The sequence below is a fragment of the Nocardia africana NBRC 100379 genome (assembly GCF_001612635.1).
Lineage (GTDB): Bacteria > Actinomycetota > Actinomycetes > Mycobacteriales > Mycobacteriaceae > Nocardia > Nocardia africana.
Genome location: NZ_BDAV01000012.1, coordinates 245694 through 267564 on the forward strand (window position 1 = coordinate 245694; position 21871 = coordinate 267564).

Genomic DNA, 21871 nt, shown 5'->3' on the forward strand with positions numbered 1-21871 from the left:
CGCCGGAGTCCGGCACTCGGGCGGCGGCGCCGTACCGACACGAACGCCGGCCTCGATCGATGATGATGCGGAGGCCGGCGTCGGTGGCGATCGCGCGGTTACAGCGGCAGCAGGTGGTGCTTGCGTGGGTTGCGCTGGAGGCGCTTGTCGCGCAGCAGCGTCAGCGCCTTGCGGATCTCCAAGCGGGTCGCCGAGGGTTCGATGACCGCATCGATGTAGCCGCGCTCGGCCGCGGGCCACGGAGTGGCGGCGGTCGCGTTGTAGAAGTCGATCATCTGTTTGCGGATGGCCTCGCGCTGATCCTCCGGCGCCGCCTCGAGCTGGCGGCGGCCGACCAGGCCGACCGCCTGCTCCGCACCCATCACGGCGATCCGGGCCGTGGGCCAGGCGAAGTACACGTCCGCGCCGAGAGCCTTGGACCCCATGACCGCCCAGCCGCCCCCGTAGGCCTTACGCACGACGACGGTGACCTTCGGCACCGACGCCTCCACGAAGGAGAACAGGAAGCGACCACCGCGTTTGATGACGCCGGCCCGCTCCTGCTCCAAACCGGGCATGAAGCCGGGCGTATCCACGACCAGCACCAGCGGAATTTCGAACGCGTCGCACATCCGGACGAAATGCGAGGCCTTGTCCGACGCTTTGGCGTCGAGCGCACCCGCCAGATACATCGGCTGGTTGGCGACCACGCCGACCGACCGGCCGTCGACCCGGGCGAACCCGGTGATGATGTTGCGGGCCATATCGGACCCGACCTCGTGGAAGCCGCCGTCGTCGAAGATCCGCAACAACACCTCGTGCATGTCGTAGCTGGCGTTGTCGGAATCCGGGACGAAGCTGTTCAGTTCCAGATCCGTTTCGGTGATCTCCGGCTCGAGGCCCGGGTTCACGATCGGTGGCTCCTCCTGACAGCTCGACGGGAGGTAGCTGAGGTATTCGCGCGCCCACTCGAACGCCGCCTTCTCGTTTTTGGCGACGTGGTGGATATTGCCCCAATCGGCCTGGTTGTACGCGCCGCCCAGCTCGTCGGCGCTCACATCCTCACCGGTGGCCTCGCGAGTGATCTGTGGGCCGGTGACGAACATGTGCGCGGATTCGGTGGCGATCACGACATCCGTGCAGATCGGCTGATACACCGCACCGGCCGCACAGTTGCCGAGGATCAGCGACACCATCGGCACCGCACCCGAGAGCGCTTCCTGGGCGATCGCCATCTCGCCGTACCAGCGCAGCGAGGTCACCGCCTCCTGCACGCGCGCGCCGCCGGAGTCGTTGATGCCGACCAGCGGGCAGCCCATTTTGGCGGCGAAGCGCATGAGCGAGGCGACCTTGCGGCCGAACATCTCGCCGACCGTCCCGCCGTACACGGTCTGGTCGTGGGAGAACACCGCCACCGGGCGGCCCTCCACCAACCCGTGGCCGGTCACCACGCCGTCGCTGTAGAGGGAATTCTTATCGGCCGGATTGCGAACCAGCGCACCGATTTCCACGAAGGTACCCGGGTCCAGCAGCATGTTGATCCGCTCGCGCGGCGAGGGGATCCCCTTCTTGGCCCGCTTGGCAATCCCCGCTTCGCCGGCCGGCTCCTGCGCGAGTTCCAGCTTCTTCCGCAGGTCGGCAAGCCTCTCGGCGGTCGTACTCACTGCTCTCCCTTCCCGGGTGCATCGTCGGAGATCGCGGCCAGTTTCCGGGTGAGGTCGGCACCGATCTGCGCGACGCGCGGTTCATCGATGATCTGGAGGTGGTCACCCGGGATGTGGATGACTTCCAGGTTGGGGATGTAACCATCCCATCCGCCGTTCGGTTGCCGATCGGCGAAACGAGGCTCGAGTTCGATGATGCCGTCGTGATAGCGGTCGGCCAGATACAGCGTCACGTCGCCCTCGTAGTGCGACGGCTGAGCCTTCTGCAGATCGCGACTGTCGAGCCACGACGTGCGCTGGTGTTCCATCACGCCGCCGGGGATCTTCACATCGGCGAATTTCAGCAGCCCCATGATGATTTCGAGCTGCTCCTCGTCGGAGGCGTCCGCGAGTTCCTGGAGCATCTCCTCGTCGAGCTGACCCTCGATGCCATAGGTCTTCTGCGCGAACGCCTGGAACCGCTCGATCCGCGCGCGCCGGCCCTCCGGCGACGGGTCCTCGTCCTCGACCGGCAGCGCCAGGTCGATCAGACCGACGAGCCGGACGTCGTCGCCCTCGGCACGCATGATCTGGGCGACCTGCAGGGCGAACACCGCACCCAGCGACCAGCCGTAGAGCACGTACGGACCGGAGGGGAAGATCTTGCGGATCTCGGCGGCGTATTCGCGGGCTCGCTCGGGAATCGAACCCTCGATCCGCTCGAAGCCGTACATCGCCGTGCCCTCCGGCAACCGCTTGAGCAGCGGCTCGTACACCAGCGTATTACCGCCCGAGGGGTGGAAGACGAAGACCGGGATCGCGGTCGAGCCCTCGGGCAGCGGCCGCAGCGGGCGGATGAAGCCCTCGACCTCGGTGGCCGAATCCTGGTGGCGGCGAACGATATCCGACAGCTGTTCGATCGTCTCGCAGTCGAGCACGTCGTCGACGTCGATGGTGCTGCCGACCCGATCGGACAGGCGCGCGGCCAGCTTCTCCGCGGTGTCCTCGTCGAGGATCGGCAGGGTGTTGAAGATGCCGCCGGCCGACTTACCGGTGACCATCGCCCAGGCGGCGAAGGTCAACCGCTCGGCCGCATCACGCGGGGGCACATCGGCTTCCGGTTCCTTGGTACCCGCGACCTGGCCGCCGAACACGGCCGCCGCCTTCGCGGGAGCGGTCTTGGCTTCGGCGGCCGCATCCTTCGGCTCGGCTGCGTCGCTCGCCGAATCCACCGCGGCGTTCGCCTCTCGATCCGCGTCGGCCGCACCGGCGGTTTCGGCGGGAGCGGCCGATTCGACCGGCTTCGGCTCGGCGGCCTCGACCTGCTGTTTCACCGCCGCGGCCGGATCCTCCCCGGCCTCCATCGCGGCGCGCGCCGCGGCGACGAAGTTGTCGTCCACGGTGAGCGAACCGCCATCGGCCGCTTGCTTTTCCGCCATCGCGGCGACCTCGTCGCGGTGCTCGATGGCGTAGCGCAGCACCTTGCCGACCTCGTTGAGGCTGGCATCGCGCACCGCGGAGACCTGCAGCGACGGGATGTCGAATTCGTATTCGACGCGGTTCTTGATCCGCATCGCCATCAGCGAGTCGAGTCCCAGCTCCATCAGCGGGATCTCCATCGGCAGATCCTCCACGGCATAACCCATGGATTCCGCGGCGATGGTGGCCAGACGCTCCTCGACGGTCTGCGTACCGTTCGGGTCCCAGCGTTCGCCGAAACTCTCCGCGACGACGAGATCGGCTGTGCCACTGTCGTTTTCGGCGGGAGCGGGCGCGGGCTGCTGGACGGCGGGTGCCGGGGTTCCGTTGGTGGACGGTGCGCTCGCGGTGACCACCGCGTCGAACAGCAGCCGGAACGCAGCGCCCTCGCGGGCATGGACCTGGACCGAGGCGCCGCCCGGATGCGGGGTCAGCGTCGTGGTCAGGGTGCCGGATGCCGGCAGCGGGGAATGCGCGACGGACGCGCCCAGTGCGACGTCCGACAACACCTGCGCCGCAGCCGCATTCACCAGTCCGGCGAGATCGGTGACCGCCGAGGCCGCGACCTCCCAGGCATGGCGGCCGTCGGGCAACGCCACGTGCGCACCAGGCACGCGGCCACTACCCGAACCCGTGGCGATGCTGACCTTGGGCCAGTATTCCTTGCGCAGGAAGGCGGTTCGCGGCACGTCGGCGTAGTCACCGGCGGGCAGCAGCGACACCAGGTCGACCGGATGCCCCTGCACATACAGCTGGGCCAGTGCGGCGATGACGGCCGCGGACTCGTCCTCCTTGCGCTTCAGCGTGGGGATCAGAGCCGCATTGTGCACACCGGCGGCGAAGGTCGTGCCCATGACCTGCATGAGCGCAACGGAATTCGGCGCCAGTTCCAGGTAGGTGGTGATACCGGCGTCGACCGCGCGGCGGATCGCGTTGGTGAAGTACACCGAGCCGCGCATATTGGTCACCCAGTAGTCGACATCGTGCACCGGGTCCGAACCGGCCTTGTACACGGTCGCCTTGTGCACGGTCGAGTAGAGATCCGTGGTCACCCTGGTCGGCTCGATGCCGGCCAGCTCCGCGGCCAGCTCGCCCAGCAGCGGGTCCATCTGCGAGGTGTGCCCCGCGCCGCGGGTCTGCAGTACCCGCGCGAATTTGCCCTCGGCTTCGGCGCGCGCCACGATCGCGTGCACCTGGTCCGGCGGGCCGCCGATCACGGTATTGGTCGGCGCGGCGTACACCGCGACCTCGAGATCCGGGTACTCCGGCAGCACCTTCTCGATATCTTCGGCGCTGTACTCGACCAGGGCCATATTGCGCACCTGGTCGTCGGTGATCATCTGCTCGCCCTCGCCCATCAGTCGCGAGCGCGCGCAGATCACACGGACCGCGTCCTCGAGCGGGAGACCACCGGAGATGTACGCACCGGCCGCCTCACCCTGCGAATGCCCCACCACGCCATGCGGTTCGGCGCCGTGCGCACGCAGCAGCGCGGCCAGACCGAGCTGGATGGTGAACACACCGACCTGTGAGGTGCCCACATCCCAGTCCTGGGCGTCGTCGAGGATCATCTCCTTGACCGAATATCCGGCCTCGTCGACAACCAGCTCGTCGACCTCGTCCACGGTCCGGGCGAAGATCGAATTCTCCAGGTAGAGCTGCTTACCCATCTTCCGGTGGTGCGAGCCGAATCCGGCCAGCACCCACATCGGTCCCTGGGCGGCCGGGGAATCGGCGGTGAACACACCCGGCCCCGGCTTACCGGCGGCGATGGCGCGCAATCCGGCCACGGCCTCCTCATGGGTCTTGGCCAGCACCACGCCACGCGAACGCCCGTGGTTGCGCTTGGCCAGCGACCGTGCCACATCCTCGAGCGGAGTAGCCTGTCCCGCTTCGGATTCCAGCCAATCGGCGAGGTCGCTCGCGGCCCGGCGACGGCGCGACGGGAGATACGCCGAAACCGGCAGGATCACCGGCAGCGGCTCGGTGCGCTCCTGCGTCCACTCGGCAGCCTCGGCGACGGGCTCGGGTTCGGCCAGCGGATCGTTGCCCTCGATGATGGCCTCGGCACCGGCGAGGACATCGGTCGCCTCGTCGTCGAGGCCCGCATCGAGCTCGGCATCGGCTGAAGCACCTTGCGCCGCATCGTCTTTCGCCTCGGCGGCGGCAGCGGCCGGCACATATTCCTGGATGACCACGTGGGCGTTGGTGCCACCGAATCCGAATCCGGAGACGCCGATGGTGGCGGTACCACTGTAGCGCGGGAATTCGGTCGGCTCGTCGACAACCTTGAGGTGCGCCTGATCGAACGGAATGAAGGGGCTCGGCCCCGCGTAGCCGATATTCGGCGGAATGACGTTGTGCTGCAACGCCAGAATCACCTTGGAGAGGGCGGCGGCACCGGCGCCGGATTCGAGATGTCCGAAGTTGGTCTTCGCCGAACCCAGCAGCGCCGGCTTGTCGTCGTCGCGACCACGGCCGACCACCCGGCCGAGCGCGTCGGCCTCGATCGGATCACCGATCGGGGTACCGGTGCCGTGTGCCTCGATGTAGTCGACGGTCGAGGGCGCGATACCGGCATCCCGGTACGCGCGGCGCAGGACATCGACCTGTGCCTCGGGGTTCGGTGCCGGCAGTCCGTTGGAACGACCGTCGGAGTTGACGGCAGTACCCTTCACGACCGCGAGAATTCGGTCCCCGTCACGTTCGGCGTCGGCCAGGCGCTTGAGCACCACCATGCCGGCGCCCTCACTGCGGACCATGCCGTCGGCATCGGAGGAGAACGCTTTGATGTGGCCGTCTTTCGCGACCGCGCCGATGGAGTCGAATCCGAGTGTGATCGCGGGGGCCAGCAGCATGTTCACACCACCGGCCAGCGCCACGTCGGCGTCGCCGTTGCGCAGTGCGCGCACCGCATCGTGCACCGCCACCAGCGTCGAGGAGCACGCGGTGTCCACGGCCACCGAAGGACCGCGGAAATCGTAGAAGTACGACACCCGGTTGGCGACGATCGCGGTGGAGCCGCCGGTGAGAGCGTAGGCATCGGCCGAGGCCGGAGCGTCGGCGTCCGACTTGCCCAGCCCGAGTGCGGCGATCAGCGAGAAATCGTTGGTCGAGGTGCCGATGAACACGCCGACCGATTCGCCCTTGAGGGTGTTCGCCGGAATCCGCGCGTGCTCCAGCGCTTCCCAGGTCAGCTCCATCATCAGGCGCTGCTGCGGGTCGACGCGCTCGACCTCCACGGGCGACATCGCGAAGAATTCCGCGTCGAAGCCCTTGATCACGTCCTGGTCGAGGTAGCCGCCGAGGGTATTGCCGTTCTCCACGGCCGCCGCGATATCCGGATCGGACAGGAATTCGGACCAGCGGCCCTCGGGCAGCTCCCGGATGCCGTCACCCCGGTTGATCAGGAAATCCCAGGTCGACTCCGGCGTATCGCCGGCTCCGGGCAGTCGCGTGGAGAGGCCGACGATGGCGATGTCGTGTGCCGCCCCCGGCTGATATCCGGCGGTGTAGAAGGTGTCGTCGGCCGCCTCCTCCGGCGCCTCCGGCTCACCGTTGATGATCCGCTCGGCGAGCGCCGCGATCGTCGGATGCTGATACACGATCGTCGCGTTCAGCAGGACGCCGGTGAGCTCTTCGATATCACCGCCCAAGGCGATCGCGTCCCGGGAGGCCAGGCCGAATTCCTCCATCGGCCGGTCGACCGTGATCTGCTCCACGGGCTGGCCGGTGGCGTCGGCGACCCAGCGCTGCAGCCACTCGCGCAGCTCGGCCACCGACATGTCGGTACCGCCGGATTTCGCGACACCGCCCGGCTCGGTCACACTCTGCTCGGTCGCATTGGTCTGCTCCACCTCGGCGTTCGCGTCGCCGGTGGTTGCCGTCGTCTGGGTGCCCTCGTTATCAGCCATCAATTCCTCAAGCTACCTGTGTGCGAATGTTGCGCGGGCGGGGATTGACAGCCGATTCGCCGTCATGTGGATAAGTGGCGGGTTGTGGAAAAACCCGCCGCCGGAACGCGTCTCCCGGCGAATTCCACACCGCCGTGGCCTGCCGAACGGCCCGCCGAACGGGCACGTCACAGCGACCAACGGACCGGCCGGGGCGACGAGAAACCCCGATCTCGGCACGGTGGGAAGTCACCGGGAGCACGACTTACTCTTCGTCCGGTGCGTCGGGGAACGCCTGCTGCTGATAGCCACCGCGCAGGGTGCCCTCCAGATACGCGGCCCGGCACGCCCGGCGTGCCAGCTTGCCGCTCGAGGTACGCGGAATCGAACCCGCGGGCACCAGCAGCACGTCGCGCACGGTCACGCCGTGACGCTGCGACAGCGCACCACGCACCGCGTCGGCGATCGGCTGCGGGTCGGCCTTGTGCGCGCCCGGACCCCGCTCGGCCACGATCACCAGCTGCTCGGAGGCATTGTCGGCGTCGTACTTCAGGCCGGCGTGGCTGTCGGCGGCGAAGACCTCGGCCGGCAGCTGGTTGGCCGGCACCGAGAACGCCGCGATGAAGCCCGGGCGCAGCATCTTGCTGGCCTCCTGCGCGGAGAACTCGAGGTCCTGCGGGTAGTGGTTGCGGCCGTCGACGATCACCAGGTCCTTGACGCGGCCGGTGATGTACAGCTCGCCGTCGACGTACACGCCGTAGTCACCGGTGCGCAGCCAGATCGCGTCGTCGGGGGTGCCGGCGGCGTGCGAGCCCTCGGCCTGGCGGTTGGGCAGCAGGTTCTTGAAGGTCTTGCGAGTTTCCTCGTCGCGACCCCAGTAACCGATACCGATGTTGTTGCCGTGCAACCAGATTTCGCCGACGCGGCCCTCGGGCAGCTCCTGGGCGCCCTCGGGGCTGTCGATCGATTCCGGGTCGACGATCGCGGCCCACTGCGACAGCGCGACGTAGCCACAGCTCACCTGCGCGATCGCGTTCGGCGCACTCTGGTCGACCTTCACCACGCGTCCGGCGTTGAGTTCGTTGCGGTCGACGTAGATGACCTTGGCCTCGTCCTCGGCCCGCGTCGCGGAGACGAACAGGGTCGCCTCGGCCATGCCGTAGCAGGGCTTGATCGCGGTCTTGGGCAGCCCGTAGGGGGCGAAGGCCTCGTTGAACTTCTTCATCGACGAGGTGGTCACCGGTTCACTGCCGTTGATCAGGCCGATCACGTTCGACAGATCCAGCGTCTCGCCGTTCTTCGGCAGACCGCGCGCCGCGGCGTGCTCGAAGGCGAAGTTCGGCGCGGCGGCGAAGGTGCCGGCACCGTCGGAGACCGCGGCGAGTTCGGAGATCCAGCGACCCGGGCGCCGGACGAAGGCGCTCGGCGACATGATGGTGATGTACTTGCCGCCGATGGCCGGCAGGATCACGCACAGCAGGCCCATGTCGTGGTACAGCGGCAGCCAGGTGACACCGCGCGAATTCCAGTCCAGGTTGATGGCGTTGACCATCTGCAGCAGGTTGGTGCCGACCGCGCGGTGGGTGATCTCCACACCGGCCGGGGTCCGGGTCGAACCGGAGGTGTACTGCAGGTAGGCGATGTCGTCCACGGCCAGATCCGGCCGCACCCAGGACTCGCCGAGGGTGTCGGGCACCGCGTCGACGGCGATGATGCGCGGACGCTGCGCGGCCGGCAGCGGCCGGAAGAACTGGCGCACGCCGGCGGCCGAGGAGCTCGCGGTCAGAATCGCCGACGGCTTGCAGTCGCCGAGGACGGCGTGCAGACGGTCGGTGTGGCCCGGCTCGTCCGGATCGAACAGCGGCACGGCGATGGTGCCGGCGTAGATGGCGGCGAAGAAGGAGATCACATAGTCCAGGCCCTGCGGCGCCAGAATCGCCACCCGATCGCCGGGTTTGGTCACCTGTTGCAGGCGAGCGGCCACCGCGCGCAGCCGGACGCCGAATTCCTTCCAGGTCAGGTCCTGATACTCCCCGTCGCGCTCGCGGGAGTAGTCGATATAGCGATACGCAAGATCGTTCGCATCGTTGCGGGTGTGCTTCTCGACGTAATCGACCAGGGTGCGGCCCTCGGGAATACTGATGTTCCCGGTTTCGTCCAGGTAATCGTCGAAAGTCTCGTCCGTCATTCCTTCTCCTCCGAGGCACACGCAGCACGGCGACATGGCCGCTGTTACCTGTGAGGCCCCGACTCTCTTTCACCCGCGGGCGCTCTGTGGTGCGAGAGCTTGCCTGCAGCTTTTTCCGGTGGCCTGCGCGGTGACCACCTATCGGCTAGATGTACTCGAGCCAGGGACATGTTACAGAGCAGGCCCCGAAGCGGTCTCCGGAGCGAGCCGAACGATTCCCCGGCTTGCACGGTGGCGACTCGCTACGGCTCCTCTCGCAGCAAGGGGATCACCGGTGCGAAAGCATCCATCTGCGTCGGAAACACTCCGACATAGGACATCGATGTCAATCGCCGCACGTTACGGATCTGCTCGGCGATCTCCTCGAATGTGCCGATGGCCACATAGGGCGAGTTCAGGATGTCTTCCACCGACAACTGCACATCGACCTCGAGATCCGGGTGCAAACCCTTGTCAAGGGCGGCCAACGCCATCTCGGCCGTGCGCTCGCGATCGTCGGTGATCACGACGGCGGTGATGGTCCAGTTGAGTTCGATGTCGCCGAACCGGTCCCCGGCGGCCTGCTTGATGAGATTCACCTTCTCGATGGTCTTCTCGAGGGTGATTCCCGACAGCAGGCCCTTACCGGTCTTGGTCGTGCGCGGCACGACCGAGATGATGTCGGCGTGCTTGGCGGCCAGTCGCAACATCTTGGGGCCGCCACCGCCGGTGACCAGCGGCGGGCGCGGGCCCTGCCGCGGCCGCGGCGTGCCCTTGATGCCGCGCACCTGATAGTGCTTGCCCTCGAAATGGCATTCCTGCCCGCGCAGGAGCACGTCGAGAATGGTCAGCGCCTCGTCCAGCTTCTCCAACCGCACGCCCGGCGATTCGTAGGGCAGGCCGGCGGCGTCGAATTCGCTCTTGATCCAGCCCGCGCCGACACCGAGTTCCAGCCGCCCGCGCGAGAGCACGTCGATGGTCGCGGCGTCCTTGGCCAGCACCACCGGATGCCGGAAACCGTTGGCCAGCACCGAGGTTCCGATCCGGATCCGGTCGGTGGCCACGGCCAGCGCGCCGAGTGCGGCGATCGGTCCGACCTGGGGGCCGAGGTGGTCCGGAATCGCGAAGGAGTCGTATCCGTATTCCTCGGCCTGCTGGGCGAGCTTGACGAATTTCCGCGCACCGCCCTCCTGCTGATTTCCTTCACCGGCAGCAGCGAATCGGAACGCGCGCGCCGGAACGCCCAGCGCTGTCATCTCGACACCGCTGGTCGCGCCGGCGGCGGCGGCTTCTGTCATGAACTCTCTGCTCCTGGCTGTGCGGATGTGCGCTGTGGCGCGATCATCGCTGCACTTTACAGCCTTCACCAAAATCTGAGTGACCCTCGGGTTTACTTTTTTTCCGGGATCTCCGGCGACCACGGTCACCGCTGGTCGTCAGCTGTGCGGCGGGTGGGGTGCGTCCTTGATCAGACCCTCGGCCCAGGCGGCCGTCCACTGGGTGGCCGTGGTGCCCTGATCGTCCACCTGGAAGGTGTTGTAGAGGCTGTGCACCGGATTGCCCACGGCGTGGGCCAGGGTCATCAGGCCGGGCACGATGTTCAGCGGGTTCAGCGCCTGCGGCGGGGCGTCACAGATCAGATCCCCGGGCGCGCAGATGGTGTTCATGCGCCCGGCCAGCGAACCGAAACCGGCACGCGGGCCCGTCATCGTGATGCCCGGAACCGACAGGCCCTTCAGCGCGACCTCCGCACCCACACCGGGCGGAGAGACACCGATCTCACCGGCCTGTCCGGGCCCGCCCACGCGACGGCCGTCGGCGATCAGCGTCACACCGAGAACCCGGTCGGCGGCGACCGGTCCCTGCCCGGCGCCGATCTGCGCTGCGATATCACCCGCGATCACCGCACCCTGCGAGAATCCGGCGATCACATAGTTGGTGAGCGGGCAGTTCTTCGACATATCGGTCAGTTCCGCCAGCGCGCGCTGCGTGCCCTCGGACCGGCTGTTGTTGTAGGAGGACTGACCGTCCGGCGGAATCGCGATCGGATTGGAGAATTGCGCGACGTAGGGGACGGTGTAGACGTCGAGCCGGGACTCCGGGAACTGCTGCCGCACCGGATTGGTCACATGCAGCATCAACGACGCCGGATTGGCCGTCGGATCGTGCGGATCGTCGTTGCTGTTCGACTCCCACGTTCCGGGAATCGCCAGTAACTGCACATCCGGGCAGGACGCCGGCTGGCTGCTGGGCTTACCCGGCTTGGGCGGTCCCGGCTTCGGGACGTGCAGCCGGCCCGCGAGCACGAACCACAGCACCAGCGCCAGGATCGCCACCAGCACCGCGATCAGCACGAACAGCAGACAGCCGGGCCGCCGGTTGCGGGCGCGACCGCCCCCCGCATATCCGGAACGTCGTAGCGCGTTCACTTGTTGCAGTAGGACTGGGTCGCGACGTCGATGTAGATCTGGCCCGCCTGTTCAACCGACATCTTCTGCGGATCGAAGGACGGGTCGGTACCCGCCATCGCGTTCACGAACGTCTTGACCTCCTGGTCGGAGGCGCCGCTCGCCTTGCTCTGGCAGACGTAGTTGGCCGCGGTGATCGCGATGTCCGGGCTGGACGGATTCACCCCGCGCTTCTTCAACTCGTCCAGATAGGCCTGATCCTTCGCCGACAGCTGCGTGGTGTCGCCCGAGTTCGGCTGCGCCGGCTCCGGACGCTCGTTCGCCGTGCTGGTGGCCGGGGCCGGTTCCTGGGTGGGCTCGGGCGCCGCCTGGGCGCTGCTCGGCGCACTCTGCGCGGGCGCGACCGTGGCGCTCGTGTGGGACGGCTTCAACGTGGGCGTGCTCGACGCCGTGGAATCGTTACCGCCGCAGGCGGCCAGTAATCCGGTGGCCGCCAGCGCGACCATGATGCCGGCGACCTTGCCACCGGCGATGTACCGTTCTCCGACCGGACGGGTCCGAAGCATGAATCGTGTCCTCGATCTAGTTCGCTGAGGGCTAGAACTTCTTCCAAGGCCTAGCAGGTCGCGCTCCAGGTTAACGGCAACCGGCGCGGACAGGGATTCCATGGCCGGAACCCTCATCAACCACTTAAAGGTGACTTATCGCCCTAGGCCCCGTGCACCTCGGGGGGTTTGCCGTCGCGCACGACGACGAATCCGGTCTGGAAGTTCTGCTGGACGCCGCCGGGCACCGGGAACTCGTCGCTGATCGGGTAGCCGAGCTTGCCGTTCTCGAAGCCCTGCTGGCCCCACGCGTCCATGATCGGGCCGTTGCGCACGGCCCACGCCCCCGAGAGCGGACTCCAGTAGATGGTGCCGCCCTCGAATTTGCTGTAGCGGCCCAGGTCCTTGGCCGGCTGCTCCTCGGCGGCCGGGAAACCGAGCCAGCTGTTCTCGAAGCCCATCTGCGCGTACTTGCCGAGGATCAGGCCCTGCACCCGGTGCGCCCCGGTCTTGTCGCTGAAGTACATCGGACCGCCTTGGAAGCCCTGGACCACGCCGTCCTTGTTCGGCGTCCTGGCCTCCGGCCCGGTCGGATAGCCCGCGGGGCCGCGTTCGAAGCCCTGCCGCTCCCATTCGGCGAGGATCGCCCCCCGGATCACCTGGGCGCCGGTCTGCGGCGTCCAATAGACCGAACCGCCCTGGAAGGTCTGGAAGCGGCCCTGGCCGTCGGGCAGTGGTTGTTCGGCGGAGGTGGGCAGGCCCAGCGGGCCACCCGGTCCGGCCGTCGCCTGATAGGTTCCGCCGATCGCTCCCGCGACGGCATGGGCGCCGGTGGCCTGTGACCAGAACATCCGGCCGCCCTTGAAGTCCTGCGCGCTGCCGTTGGTCACCTGGTACTCGCCGGTGACACAGTCACCGAGCCACTTGTCGATCTGCACGGCCGCGGCGACCGCGCCGTTCACCGCGCACGCGGGCTTCTCGGCCTCCACGCCGAGCGCGGCCGCGGCCTGCGGCCAGGACTGACGCATCTCGAAATCCCAGTACGGCCACGAATGTGTGCCGGAGGGGCGGTAATTGGCCTGTACCGGAATCGACAGCTTGTTCAGCTTGTCGACGAAGTTCTGACTGGTCAGCCGGGACAGCATTTCCAGGCCCATCCCGGCGTAATTGGTGCTGATGCCCGGGATGTCGGAGGGCTTGTCGTAGGCGCCGGTGGTCCCGCTGCCCGCGGAGACGTACAGGCTGACGCCCTTGAGCTTGGGCGCCAGCTGATACGGATCGTGTTCGGACCACTCGGCATTCGTCGGCGGGCCCCACATGGCGTTGGCGTCGAATCCGCCGGCATCGCGCATCGCGAACATGATCGCCTGCGGCATACCGACACTCGTGGTGGTCAGGAAACCCGAATACGAGGCCGCGTACTTCACCCAGCCCGGATTGCGGCCGGCCAGGAACATCGCGGCCGTACCCCCCATCGAAAGCCCCTCCACGCCATGAGCATCGGTGGCGCGCCACTGGCTCTCCAGCAGCGGAGGCAGTTCCTTGGTCAGGAAGGTTTCCCACTTGTAGTTCTTGCCGTTGTCCTGCTGCACCCAGTCCGAGTAGAAGCTCGACTGGCCGCCGATGGGCAGGACCACGGTGACATTCTTGTCGGCGTAGAAGTCGACGGCCCCGGCATCCTTGGTCCAGCCGCTCTCGTCGTCCTGCGCGCGCAGCCCGTCGAGCATGTACAGCAGCGGAAATCGCGCGTCGGGGCGGGAATTCCAGTCTCGGGCCAGCAGGAGTTGCACCTGGACGGGCGACCCCATGGACGGCGAATTCACCCACAGGGCGACGCGGCGATCGGTCAGCCAGACGACCTTCTCGACGCTCGCCCCGGCCGGTGCGGGCACCGCGGCGGGTTCGGCGGCTGCCGGAAGCGGCGCGACGCTGATTCCGGAGGCGATCGGCACGACCACGGCAGCGGCCAGCATCGCGAGTCGTCGGCGGCCCCAGCGGCCGCGACGAACCGTCCCCCGTCTACCAGATGCCACACCTGCCACAGGAGTGTTGTACCGCGCCCGGACCGCTCGAGGCGGTAGGACGCGCGGACAGCAAACCTGAGAAATCGCAGCGCACAAGGCAACCGACGCCCGCCCGCAACATGCCGGCGCCGCGCAGATCGGATCTGCGCGGCGCCGGTTTCAGCTGTTGTTACGGCCCTTGATCAGGCGTTCAGTGCGGCCAGAATGCCCGTGCGAGCCTTGGCCAGCTCGTCCTGCCAGTAGAGCCAGGCGTGGGTGCCCGTGGGCGGGAAGTCGTAGGCGGCCGGAATGCCCAGCGAGTCCAGCCGAGCCTTGAACGAGTGGGTGCTGACCATCGAGATCAGCTCGATGCCCATGGCGTTACCGGTATTGAACGCACCGACAAGGCCGTTCGGGTGGTCGTACTGACCCGGCAGACCACTGGCGGCCGAGATGTACATCGGCAGACCGCGCAGCTGCGGCGCGAACACCATCGGGTCCGAACGCAGCCACTGCGGGCTCCACGGCGCGGCCATCGAGTCGACGTTGAAGCGGCCGGCGTCGAGCATCATCACGCGAATCGCCTCGCGCATACCGGGGGCGTTCCAGTTCAGCGGACCGGAGAACGAGGCCGCGTACTTGAACTGGTCGCGGTGGAACGCCGCCAGGCGCAGCGCCGCCGGACCACTCATCGACAGACCGGCGACCGCGTAGTTGGTCCGCGAAACCCCGTAGTTGCTGAGGAAGTCCGGAAGTTCCTTGGTGAGGAAGGTTTCCCACTTGTAGGTGAACTTCTGGCCGTTGGTGTTGCTCGGGCCCTGCCAGTCGGCGTACCAGCTGGACTGGCCACCCACCGGCATCACCAGGGTGACGTTGTCGTTGCCGAACATCTGCTGCGCGTTGGTCTCGAACGACCAGGCGTTGCGGTCGTCGCGAGCACGCAGGCCGTCCAGGAGCAGCAGCGCGGCGTTACCGCCGTTGCGCGCCCACTGCACCTGGACCTTGATGGGGCCCATGCTCGACGGCACCATCAGCTCGTCGTAGCCGCCCGCGGGGGTCTGGTGCACGGGTGCGTGAACGGGAGCGGCGATAGCGGCCGGAGCCATGATGCCCGCCGCAATCGGGAGTGCCATCGCGGCACCCGCAGCGAGAAGTCGTGTGCGCCAACCGCGCTGAGCGCCTCGCCGCCCTCTGGGGGCTGACTCCGGCGCGAGCGCCGAATGCGAAACCGGCGCGGCCGACCTGCCGAAACGCATGGATCCTGCTCTCTTTCTGCTGCTGTCTGCTGTTGTCGCCGCGCCACGACCACTTCCGTCAGCGACGGCATGATCTGCGCCCACGTCGAACCCGACCTTTCGACATGAGCGACGCCGCGGCTACGAACGGTCACACTTGCGCTCGCTGGACGATATTCGACCGCCCAATCGTTAGCAACACGGACCCCGCCGGGTGGCTGAAATCCGCCCGTGCGCCATTCGTAATCGTGCAGTGACCCTATCGCGTCCGCCCGGAAATGACAGCGTGAAATGACGAATCAACTACTGGCTCGGTGAATTTCACCAGGAAACGCCGAACATGCCTCGGGCCCCGGACGTTTCGGCCGGGGCCCGGGATGTCGCGGATGTTCAGCCGATATTCGCCGAAAGGTCCGGAATCATCCGGTATGCCTCGGCTTGCCAGTTGAACCAGTCGTGCACACCGGCATTCGGAAACGAATACACCGCGTTGGTCGCTCCCAGCGTCATCATCCGCACCTGGAAGGCCCGGGTATTCGCCAATGCCAGCACCTCCAGCGGCGCACCGCGCATGATGTGGTCGGCCGCCGCCGGCAGCGGCAGGCCCAGGTCCTCCTGTGACGGGACGCCGCTGCCGGCGGCGATCCAGAGCCGGGTGTTGTTCGCGATCAGGCGCGGCGCGAAGACGAACGGGTCCATCCGCAGCCACTGCGGACCCCACGGCGGAGCCATCGAATCGACGTTGTAACCGCCCGCGTCGACCATCGCCATCCGAATCGCCTCACGCATACCGGGGGCGGAAATGTTCAGATAGCCCGAGAACGATCCGGCGAAGCTGAACTGGTCCGGGTGATAGGCCGCCAGCGTCAGCGCGGCGCTACCACCCATCGACAATCCGAATGCGCCGTTGCGGCTTGCCCGGAAGCCGAGCCGATCGCGCAGGGCATCGCGCAACTGGCCGGTCAGGAACGTCTCCCAGTCGTAGCGATAGTCCTTCCCGGGCCCGCCCAGGAATGCCTCGGTCGCACCGGATCCGGTGTTGACCGAACCGAAATTGCTCGACGGGATGCCGAAGAACGAGCTGGGCGCATTCCAGTCGGCGTAGAAACTGGATTGGCCACCGACCGGCATGACCACGTTGATATTCCAGTCGGTCAGCACCTGCGCGACATTCGTCTCGATCTCCCAGCCGTTCAACGTCTGGGGTGCCCGCAAACCGTCGAGCGCGTAGACCACGCGATCGGTGTTGCCGTCCTTGGCCCGGAAAACTCGGGATTTGACCGGACCCATCACCGGAGAATCGACCCAGAAGTCGAAGCCCGACGGGTCGAACGCCGCCGACGCGGTCGCGCCGTTGCCGAGTACCGAAACTCCCAGTGGCAGCAACAATGCCAACGCCATGCCCAGCGCCGAGCGCCTGAGCCACGAACCCGGCCCGTGACCGGGCCTTCCTCCGAGCAACGGCTTCCTGCGAGCAATTCGCATCGACACGGCCTTTCGCCTGAAGCGGCGGTCGCACCCGATCCCACACCGCACGAACCGCCGCTCGTTCCGGACAACACAGACAAAGCGTTTCGGCGAAGGCACTCGCCGCTGTACTGCAGGTTCTTCGATACCAATCGAGTATCGGTGATCGAGCAGCGCGATCGAATGATTCAACACGGAAATAGTCCGAAAGGTGATCTGCGGCACATGCCGTCGGGCCGGCGCAGGATACGACACGGCCCCGCAGCGAACGTCCGCTGCGGGGCCGTGAGTCGTGCTGATATCAGCCGATATTGGCCGACATATCAGGGAGCATCCGGTAGACCTCGTCCTCCCAGTTGTGCCAGTTGTGCACACCCACGTTCGGGAAGTCGTAGGTGACGTTGCCGGCGCCCAGAGTCATCATGCGGACCTGGAAGGCCCGGGTGTTGGCCAACGCCAACGCCTCCAGCGGCGATCCCTGAACGATGTCGAGCGGGGCGACCGCGTCCTGCGGCGACGGAATGCCGCTGCCGGCCGCGACCCACAGCCGAGTGTTGTTGGCCTTCAACCGCGGTGCGAACACGAACGGATCCATCCGCAACCACTGCGGGCCCCACGGCGGCGCCATCGCGTCGATGTTGTACCCACCGGCGCTCAGCATCGCCACGCGCATGGCCTCACGCATACCCGGCGCGGAGATGTTCAGGTAGCCCGAGAACGAGCCCGCGTAGCTGAACTGGTCCGGGTGGTACGCGGCCAGGGTCAGCGCGGCGCTGCCGCCCATCGACAGGCCGAAGACGCCGTTGCGGTGCGAGCTGAAGCCCAACCGCGAGCCGAGCGCATTGGGCAGATCCTGGGTGAGGAAGCTTTCCCACTTGTAGGTGTTGACCTTGCCCAGCGTCTCGTTGTAGTTCGAGGAGCCGGTCATCGCCGAGCCGGTCGAGGCCGAGCCGGACGAGCCGACCGAACCGGTATCGATGCCGAAGAAGTTGCTCGGCGCGTTCCAGTCGGCGTAGAAGCTCGACGGACCGCCGACCGGCATCACCACGTTGATGTTGGCGTTGACCAACGCCGGGATGATGTTGGTTTCCTTCTCCCAGCCGCTGATGTCGCCCTGGGCGCGCATACCGTCGAGGGCGTACACCACCCGTCCGGTGTTGCCGTCGGCCGCACGGAAGATGCGTGACTTGATCGGCCCCATCGACGAATCGACCCAGAAGTCGATACCTGTCGGATTGAAGGCGGCGGCCGCATGTCCGGCCTCTGCCACCGACACCCCGAACGGCAGCAACGTCGCCAAGGCCACGCCCACCGCGGACCGCTTGAGCCACCCCGCTCGATGAGGCGCCGACGGCTGCTGCGACCGTCTCCGACGTCTCTGCTGCACCCATCGCACAGTCACGCCTCGCATACCCTGTCCGGCCTTTCCCGTAGCGCGGCCCGTCCGACCGCTGTTCTTTCTCTGCGAATGATCACCCGTGCGCATGCGGAGATGCGCCCCCGACGGACGTCCTTCACCGAGCGTATCGTGAAATCGATACGTCGGCGTTATCAAACCGAGACTAATATACGACTTCTTCGTTGCCGTCGGGCGGTCTAGTTCGGCACCGGGGGCGGTGTCGTCGGATCCACCAGATGGCAACGCTGGATCTCGTACTTGGGCACCCGATCGATGCGGTACTTCGCGAAATGCAGCGACTGGATGACATTGTGCTTGAAACGATCCCAGGTCAGCGGGGCCCGATACGAGGCCAGCAGATCCTGGGTCGCCGGGCACGACAGCGCGGTCCGCGCCTGGCGCACCCACTTCTCGTCGAGGAACCACGGCATCCACGGATGCTGGTCGACCATACCGGTATCGACGATCACCCAGTCCGGATACAGGTTCTTGTCGTGTCCGATACGTCCGTCGGCCAGCCGGTCGGTATGGGCGGCGAGCGGGTAGGCCAGGCCCTCCTGGTCGATGACGCGCACGCTCAGCGGGACATTCATGCTGGTCATGCCCAGATTGAGGAAGTAGACGGTGTGCCCGTAGCCGCCGGGCGGAATGGGCAGCGGCGGCGGCGCGACGTACCACATCATGAACGAGGGCGAGTTGATCAGCAGGCCACCGTCCGGCGTGGCGGCGATGTCCTGCAGCATGGCCCGCATACGCGGGTAGTCCAGATAGTCCTCGGCCAGCACCGGGTGGTCGTGCCCGCTGTTGAGGACGTAGTAGATCCGCTCGTCCACGATGCCCGAGGCACTGATCTGCCCGCCCGAGGTGTCGGCGGTGGTGTTGGCCGCGAACAGCGCCCAGCCGACCGTTCCGGCCCAGGCGATCAGCGGCAGGGCGAACGACCACCGCAGCCATCCGGCCCGGTCGCCGACCGGCAACCGGACCGGCAGCACCGAAACCGGCAGCATCAGGCAGAACAGCTGCGGCAGCAGCATGCGGCCGTGCATGAAGTCGCCGCCGACGCGCATGTTGAACAGCACCAACAGCAGACCGCCGCCGACCATCAGCGTCACCACCGCTGCCGGAGAGCGCAGCCACCGCTGCAGACGGACCCGCCGTCCGGCATCGCCGGCCGGCGTGGCATCGGAAGTCCGGCGGCGCCGACCGCGCAGCAGCACCGCGACCACCACGACGAGGATCAGCAGCGGGATCCACAGGTAGTACGGGCCGACGAGATCCCACAGGTATTTCAGGCCCTGGCCCCATTTCGCACCGCCGGCCTCCTTGGCCACCGCGGTGTTCGGATAGGGCAGGCCGTAGTAACCCATGCGCCAGATCTGATAACCGACCGGCACCGCGCCACCGACCGCCACCAGCAGCGCGCGAATCAGCACCGGGCGCAACCGGGTACGCGGCACCGGTGCGAAGAACAGCACGAGCAGCGCCAGCCCACCGATGACGGTCATCTCCGGGCGGACCACCCAGCACAATCCGGCCCAGAAGCCGGCCACGAGAAGTTTTGCCAGGCCGCGCTTCTCGTCCTGACTCCAGCGCAGCAGCAACCACCACAGCACGCCGAGCCAGAAGATGACCAGGCAGTTCTCCAGGCCGGAGGTGGCGTAGTCGCGAGCCGGCGGAACGGCGATGTAGACCAGCGCACCGGCGGGTAGCAGCAGCGTCGGCGCGGCGCTGGTGACCGGGCGCCACAGCCGTGCCGAACCCACCATGGCGAAGACGACGGCCAGCAGCGAAAGGGTCAGCGCGACAAACAGACCGACGTATTCGAGCCGGGCGTCGCTGATCCAGCTGAAGAACCAGATCACGTAGGTCCAGGCCGCGCTGGTATTGGTCTCCACCCGCTCGCCGGCGTTGAAGACCGGGCCGTTTCCGGCCAGCAGATTGCGCACGGTGCGCAGGACGATCAGGCCGTCGTCGGCGATCCAGCGCCGTTGCCAGGCACCGATACCGAACAACGCGACGGTGACGATGACCCCACCGACGAATACCGTGCGGGATAGCACCGAAAAGCGGCGCGCGGCATCGCCGTCGCGCTGTAGTGCGCGATCGGACGACTCCGCGTCTGCCCCCTCCCCGTGTTCGTCTCCCGCTACCAGCATCTCGTCAGGTGAGATAGACAGCGACACCTACCGCTCCGATCCAGGCGATGGCCAGGAGCTGCAATATGCGATCCCCCAGCGCGATCTCTTCGGGTTCCCCGGCCTCGCCGCCATCGACGTCGACCGCGTAGCGCAGGACTGCGATGGTAAACGGAATCATCGAGATCGCGAACCACTGGGTGTGCTTGTGATCGGTTTCGAACGCCCACAGACCGTAGAAGACCACCACCGCGGTGGCCGACAGGGTCCAGATGAAGCGCAGGTAGGTGGGTGTGTAGTACTGCAGCGACTTGCGGATCTTGGCGCCGGTGTCGAGCGCGATCTTCAACTCCGCGTAGCGCTTACCGGCCGCCATGAACAGCGAACCGAAGGCCATGATCAGCAGGAACCACTGCGAGAGCCGGATATCGGCGGCCGCGCCACCGGCGACCGCGCGCAGCAGGAAGCCCGAGGACACGATGCAGATGTCGAGCACCGCTTGGTGTTTCAGGCCGAAGCAGTAGGCCAGCTGAATGCCGATGTAGACCGCCATCACGACGGCCAGATGCCAGGACGCCAGGAACGACCCCGCGATCGAGCCGACCAGCAGCACCGCGGAGAGCGAATACGCCAGGTTCACCGGCACCACGCCGGCCGCGATGGGCCGGAATCGCTTGGTGGGGTGAGCGCGGTCGGCCTCGACGTCGAGCGCGTCGTTGACCAGGTAGATACCCGAGGCCGCCATGCAGAACACGACGAACGCGATCGCGATATGGGCGACCACGGTCGCGTCCGCCAGCACGTACGCACCGGTTACCGCGTCCTTACCCGCGGCCAGCGGCGCCGCCAGCACGAGGACGTTCTTCACCCACTGCCGTGGCCGCACGGCCTTGACGATTCCGCCGGCCAGTGTCTTCGGCGGACCCTTGAGGACGGCTTCGTCGAGGTCGGTGCCGGTCGGCTCTTCACTCATATCAGCGAGGGTTCTTTCCTGTGCGGTCACTGGCGAATCTCTTTTCGGCGGCTAGCACGGCTGCGGCGGATGCCGCACCCAGAGCGGATCCGGCGAGCACGTCGGAGGGATAGTGCACTCCCAGAACGACCCGGGAGAGCAGCATCGGCGGCACGAGCACCGCAGGCAAGGGTAGCCCGGTCAACTTCCCGAGCAACACGGCCGCCGCCGTCGTGGAGGTGGCATGCGAGGACGGGAAGCTCAGTTTGCTCGGTGTCGAGACGTTGACCTGCACCGATGGATCGTTCGGGCGCGGGCGCCGGACGATGCGCTTGATGACGACCGAGGCGGCGTGCGCCCCGAAGGCGCCGACCGCGACTCCGGCCCACTGACGCCGGCGGGACTTGTCGACCAGTGCGCCCGCGGCGCCGATGGCCATCCAGCCGAGCGCGTGCTCACCGAAATGCGACATCCCGCGCGCGGCCTTGATCACCGGCGGCGTGCCGATGGCACCCTGCACGGCGTTGAGGATCTTGACCTCCGCGGGCTTGGACACCTCGGGGTCC

At 67.1% G+C, this 21871-nt stretch carries 13 protein-coding genes; all 13 read right to left on the reverse strand.

Annotated elements, in window-relative coordinates; genetic code table 11:
- Nucleotides 1-98 precede the first annotated feature (98 nt).
- The 13 genes from NA3_RS22410 to NA3_RS22470 all read right to left on the reverse strand — a co-directional run bounded on the left by NA3_RS22410 (nt 99) and on the right by NA3_RS22470 (nt 21861).
- Complete coding sequence (locus tag NA3_RS22410) at nt 99-1643, reverse strand: acyl-CoA carboxylase subunit beta (protein ID WP_062965588.1); 1545 nt, start codon at nt 1641-1643, stop codon at nt 99-101.
- A complete protein-coding gene (gene pks13 / locus NA3_RS22415) occupies nt 1640-7015 on the reverse strand; it encodes a polyketide synthase Pks13 (RefSeq protein WP_062965589.1) in 5376 nt (1791 codons plus the stop codon). Before pks13 ends, NA3_RS22410 begins: the two co-directional genes overlap by 4 nt.
- Before the next feature lie 244 nt (nt 7016-7259).
- The gene (fadD32, locus tag NA3_RS22420; RefSeq protein ID WP_181838437.1) at nt 7260-9182 is read right to left on the reverse strand and encodes a long-chain-fatty-acid--AMP ligase FadD32; all 1923 of its coding nucleotides are present in this window, start codon (nt 9180-9182) and stop codon (nt 7260-7262) included.
- A 242-nt stretch (nt 9183-9424) separates the two neighbouring features.
- Nucleotides 9425-10417 (reverse strand): LLM class F420-dependent oxidoreductase, encoded by a 993-nt coding sequence (locus tag NA3_RS22425; RefSeq protein WP_227995505.1) that lies wholly within the window; start codon nt 10415-10417, stop codon nt 9425-9427.
- A gap of 180 nt (nt 10418-10597) precedes the next feature.
- Complete coding sequence (locus NA3_RS22430; RefSeq protein WP_062965592.1) at nt 10598-11590, reverse strand: cutinase family protein; 993 nt, start codon at nt 11588-11590, stop codon at nt 10598-10600.
- On the reverse strand, nt 11587-12135 hold the full coding sequence (locus NA3_RS22435; protein WP_084491778.1) for a DUF732 domain-containing protein: 549 nt from the start codon (nt 12133-12135) through the stop codon (nt 11587-11589). The genes NA3_RS22430 and NA3_RS22435 overlap by 4 nt, the downstream gene beginning before the upstream one ends.
- 143 nt (nt 12136-12278) lie before the next feature.
- Nucleotides 12279-14087 (reverse strand): alpha/beta hydrolase-fold protein, encoded by a 1809-nt coding sequence (locus NA3_RS22440; RefSeq protein WP_062965593.1) that lies wholly within the window; start codon nt 14085-14087, stop codon nt 12279-12281.
- Between the two features lie 233 nt (nt 14088-14320).
- Nucleotides 14321-15250, reverse strand: a complete 930-nt coding sequence (locus NA3_RS22445; RefSeq protein WP_036525379.1) for an alpha/beta hydrolase — start codon at nt 15248-15250, stop codon at nt 14321-14323.
- Nucleotides 15251-15742: 492 nt separating this feature from the next.
- Nucleotides 15743-16753 (reverse strand): alpha/beta hydrolase, encoded by a 1011-nt coding sequence (locus NA3_RS22450; protein ID WP_227995415.1) that lies wholly within the window; start codon nt 16751-16753, stop codon nt 15743-15745.
- A gap of 367 nt (nt 16754-17120) precedes the next feature.
- A complete protein-coding gene (locus tag NA3_RS22455; RefSeq protein WP_062965594.1) occupies nt 17121-18131 on the reverse strand; it encodes an alpha/beta hydrolase in 1011 nt (336 codons plus the stop codon).
- Nucleotides 18132-18415: 284 nt separating this feature from the next.
- The gene (locus NA3_RS22460; RefSeq protein ID WP_062965595.1) at nt 18416-20374 is read right to left on the reverse strand and encodes an arabinofuranosyltransferase AftB family protein; all 1959 of its coding nucleotides are present in this window, start codon (nt 20372-20374) and stop codon (nt 18416-18418) included.
- 4 nt (nt 20375-20378) lie between these two features.
- Complete coding sequence (locus tag NA3_RS22465) at nt 20379-21326, reverse strand: decaprenyl-phosphate phosphoribosyltransferase (protein ID WP_062965596.1); 948 nt, start codon at nt 21324-21326, stop codon at nt 20379-20381.
- Between the two features lies 1 nt (nt 21327).
- A complete protein-coding gene (locus tag NA3_RS22470) occupies nt 21328-21861 on the reverse strand; it encodes a phosphatase PAP2 family protein (protein ID WP_062965736.1) in 534 nt (177 codons plus the stop codon).
- Between the last annotated feature and the right edge of the window lie 10 nt (nt 21862-21871).

Bases quoted from the DNA above. Each gene is read 5' to 3' on its own strand.
- pks13 (WP_062965589.1), bottom strand. From the start codon at position 7,015: ATGGCTGATAACGAGGGCACCCAGACGACGGCAACCACCGGCGACGCG.
- fadD32 (WP_181838437.1), bottom strand. From the start codon at position 9,182: ATGACGGACGAGACTTTCGACGATTACCTGGACGAAACCGGGAACATC.
- NA3_RS22425 (WP_227995505.1), bottom strand. From the start codon at position 10,417: ATGACAGCGCTGGGCGTTCCGGCGCGCGCGTTCCGATTCGCTGCTGCC.
- NA3_RS22435 (WP_084491778.1), bottom strand. From the start codon at position 12,135: ATGCTTCGGACCCGTCCGGTCGGAGAACGGTACATCGCCGGTGGCAAG.
- NA3_RS22440 (WP_062965593.1), bottom strand. From the start codon at position 14,087: ATGCTGGCCGCTGCCGTGGTCGTGCCGATCGCCTCCGGAATCAGCGTC.
- NA3_RS22445 (WP_036525379.1), bottom strand. From the start codon at position 15,250: ATGGCACTCCCGATTGCGGCGGGCATCATGGCTCCGGCCGCTATCGCC.
- NA3_RS22450 (WP_227995415.1), bottom strand. From the start codon at position 16,753: ATGGCGTTGGCATTGTTGCTGCCACTGGGAGTTTCGGTACTCGGCAAC.
- NA3_RS22460 (WP_062965595.1), bottom strand. From the start codon at position 20,374: ATGCTGGTAGCGGGAGACGAACACGGGGAGGGGGCAGACGCGGAGTCG.
- NA3_RS22465 (WP_062965596.1), bottom strand. From the start codon at position 21,326: ATGAGTGAAGAGCCGACCGGCACCGACCTCGACGAAGCCGTCCTCAAG.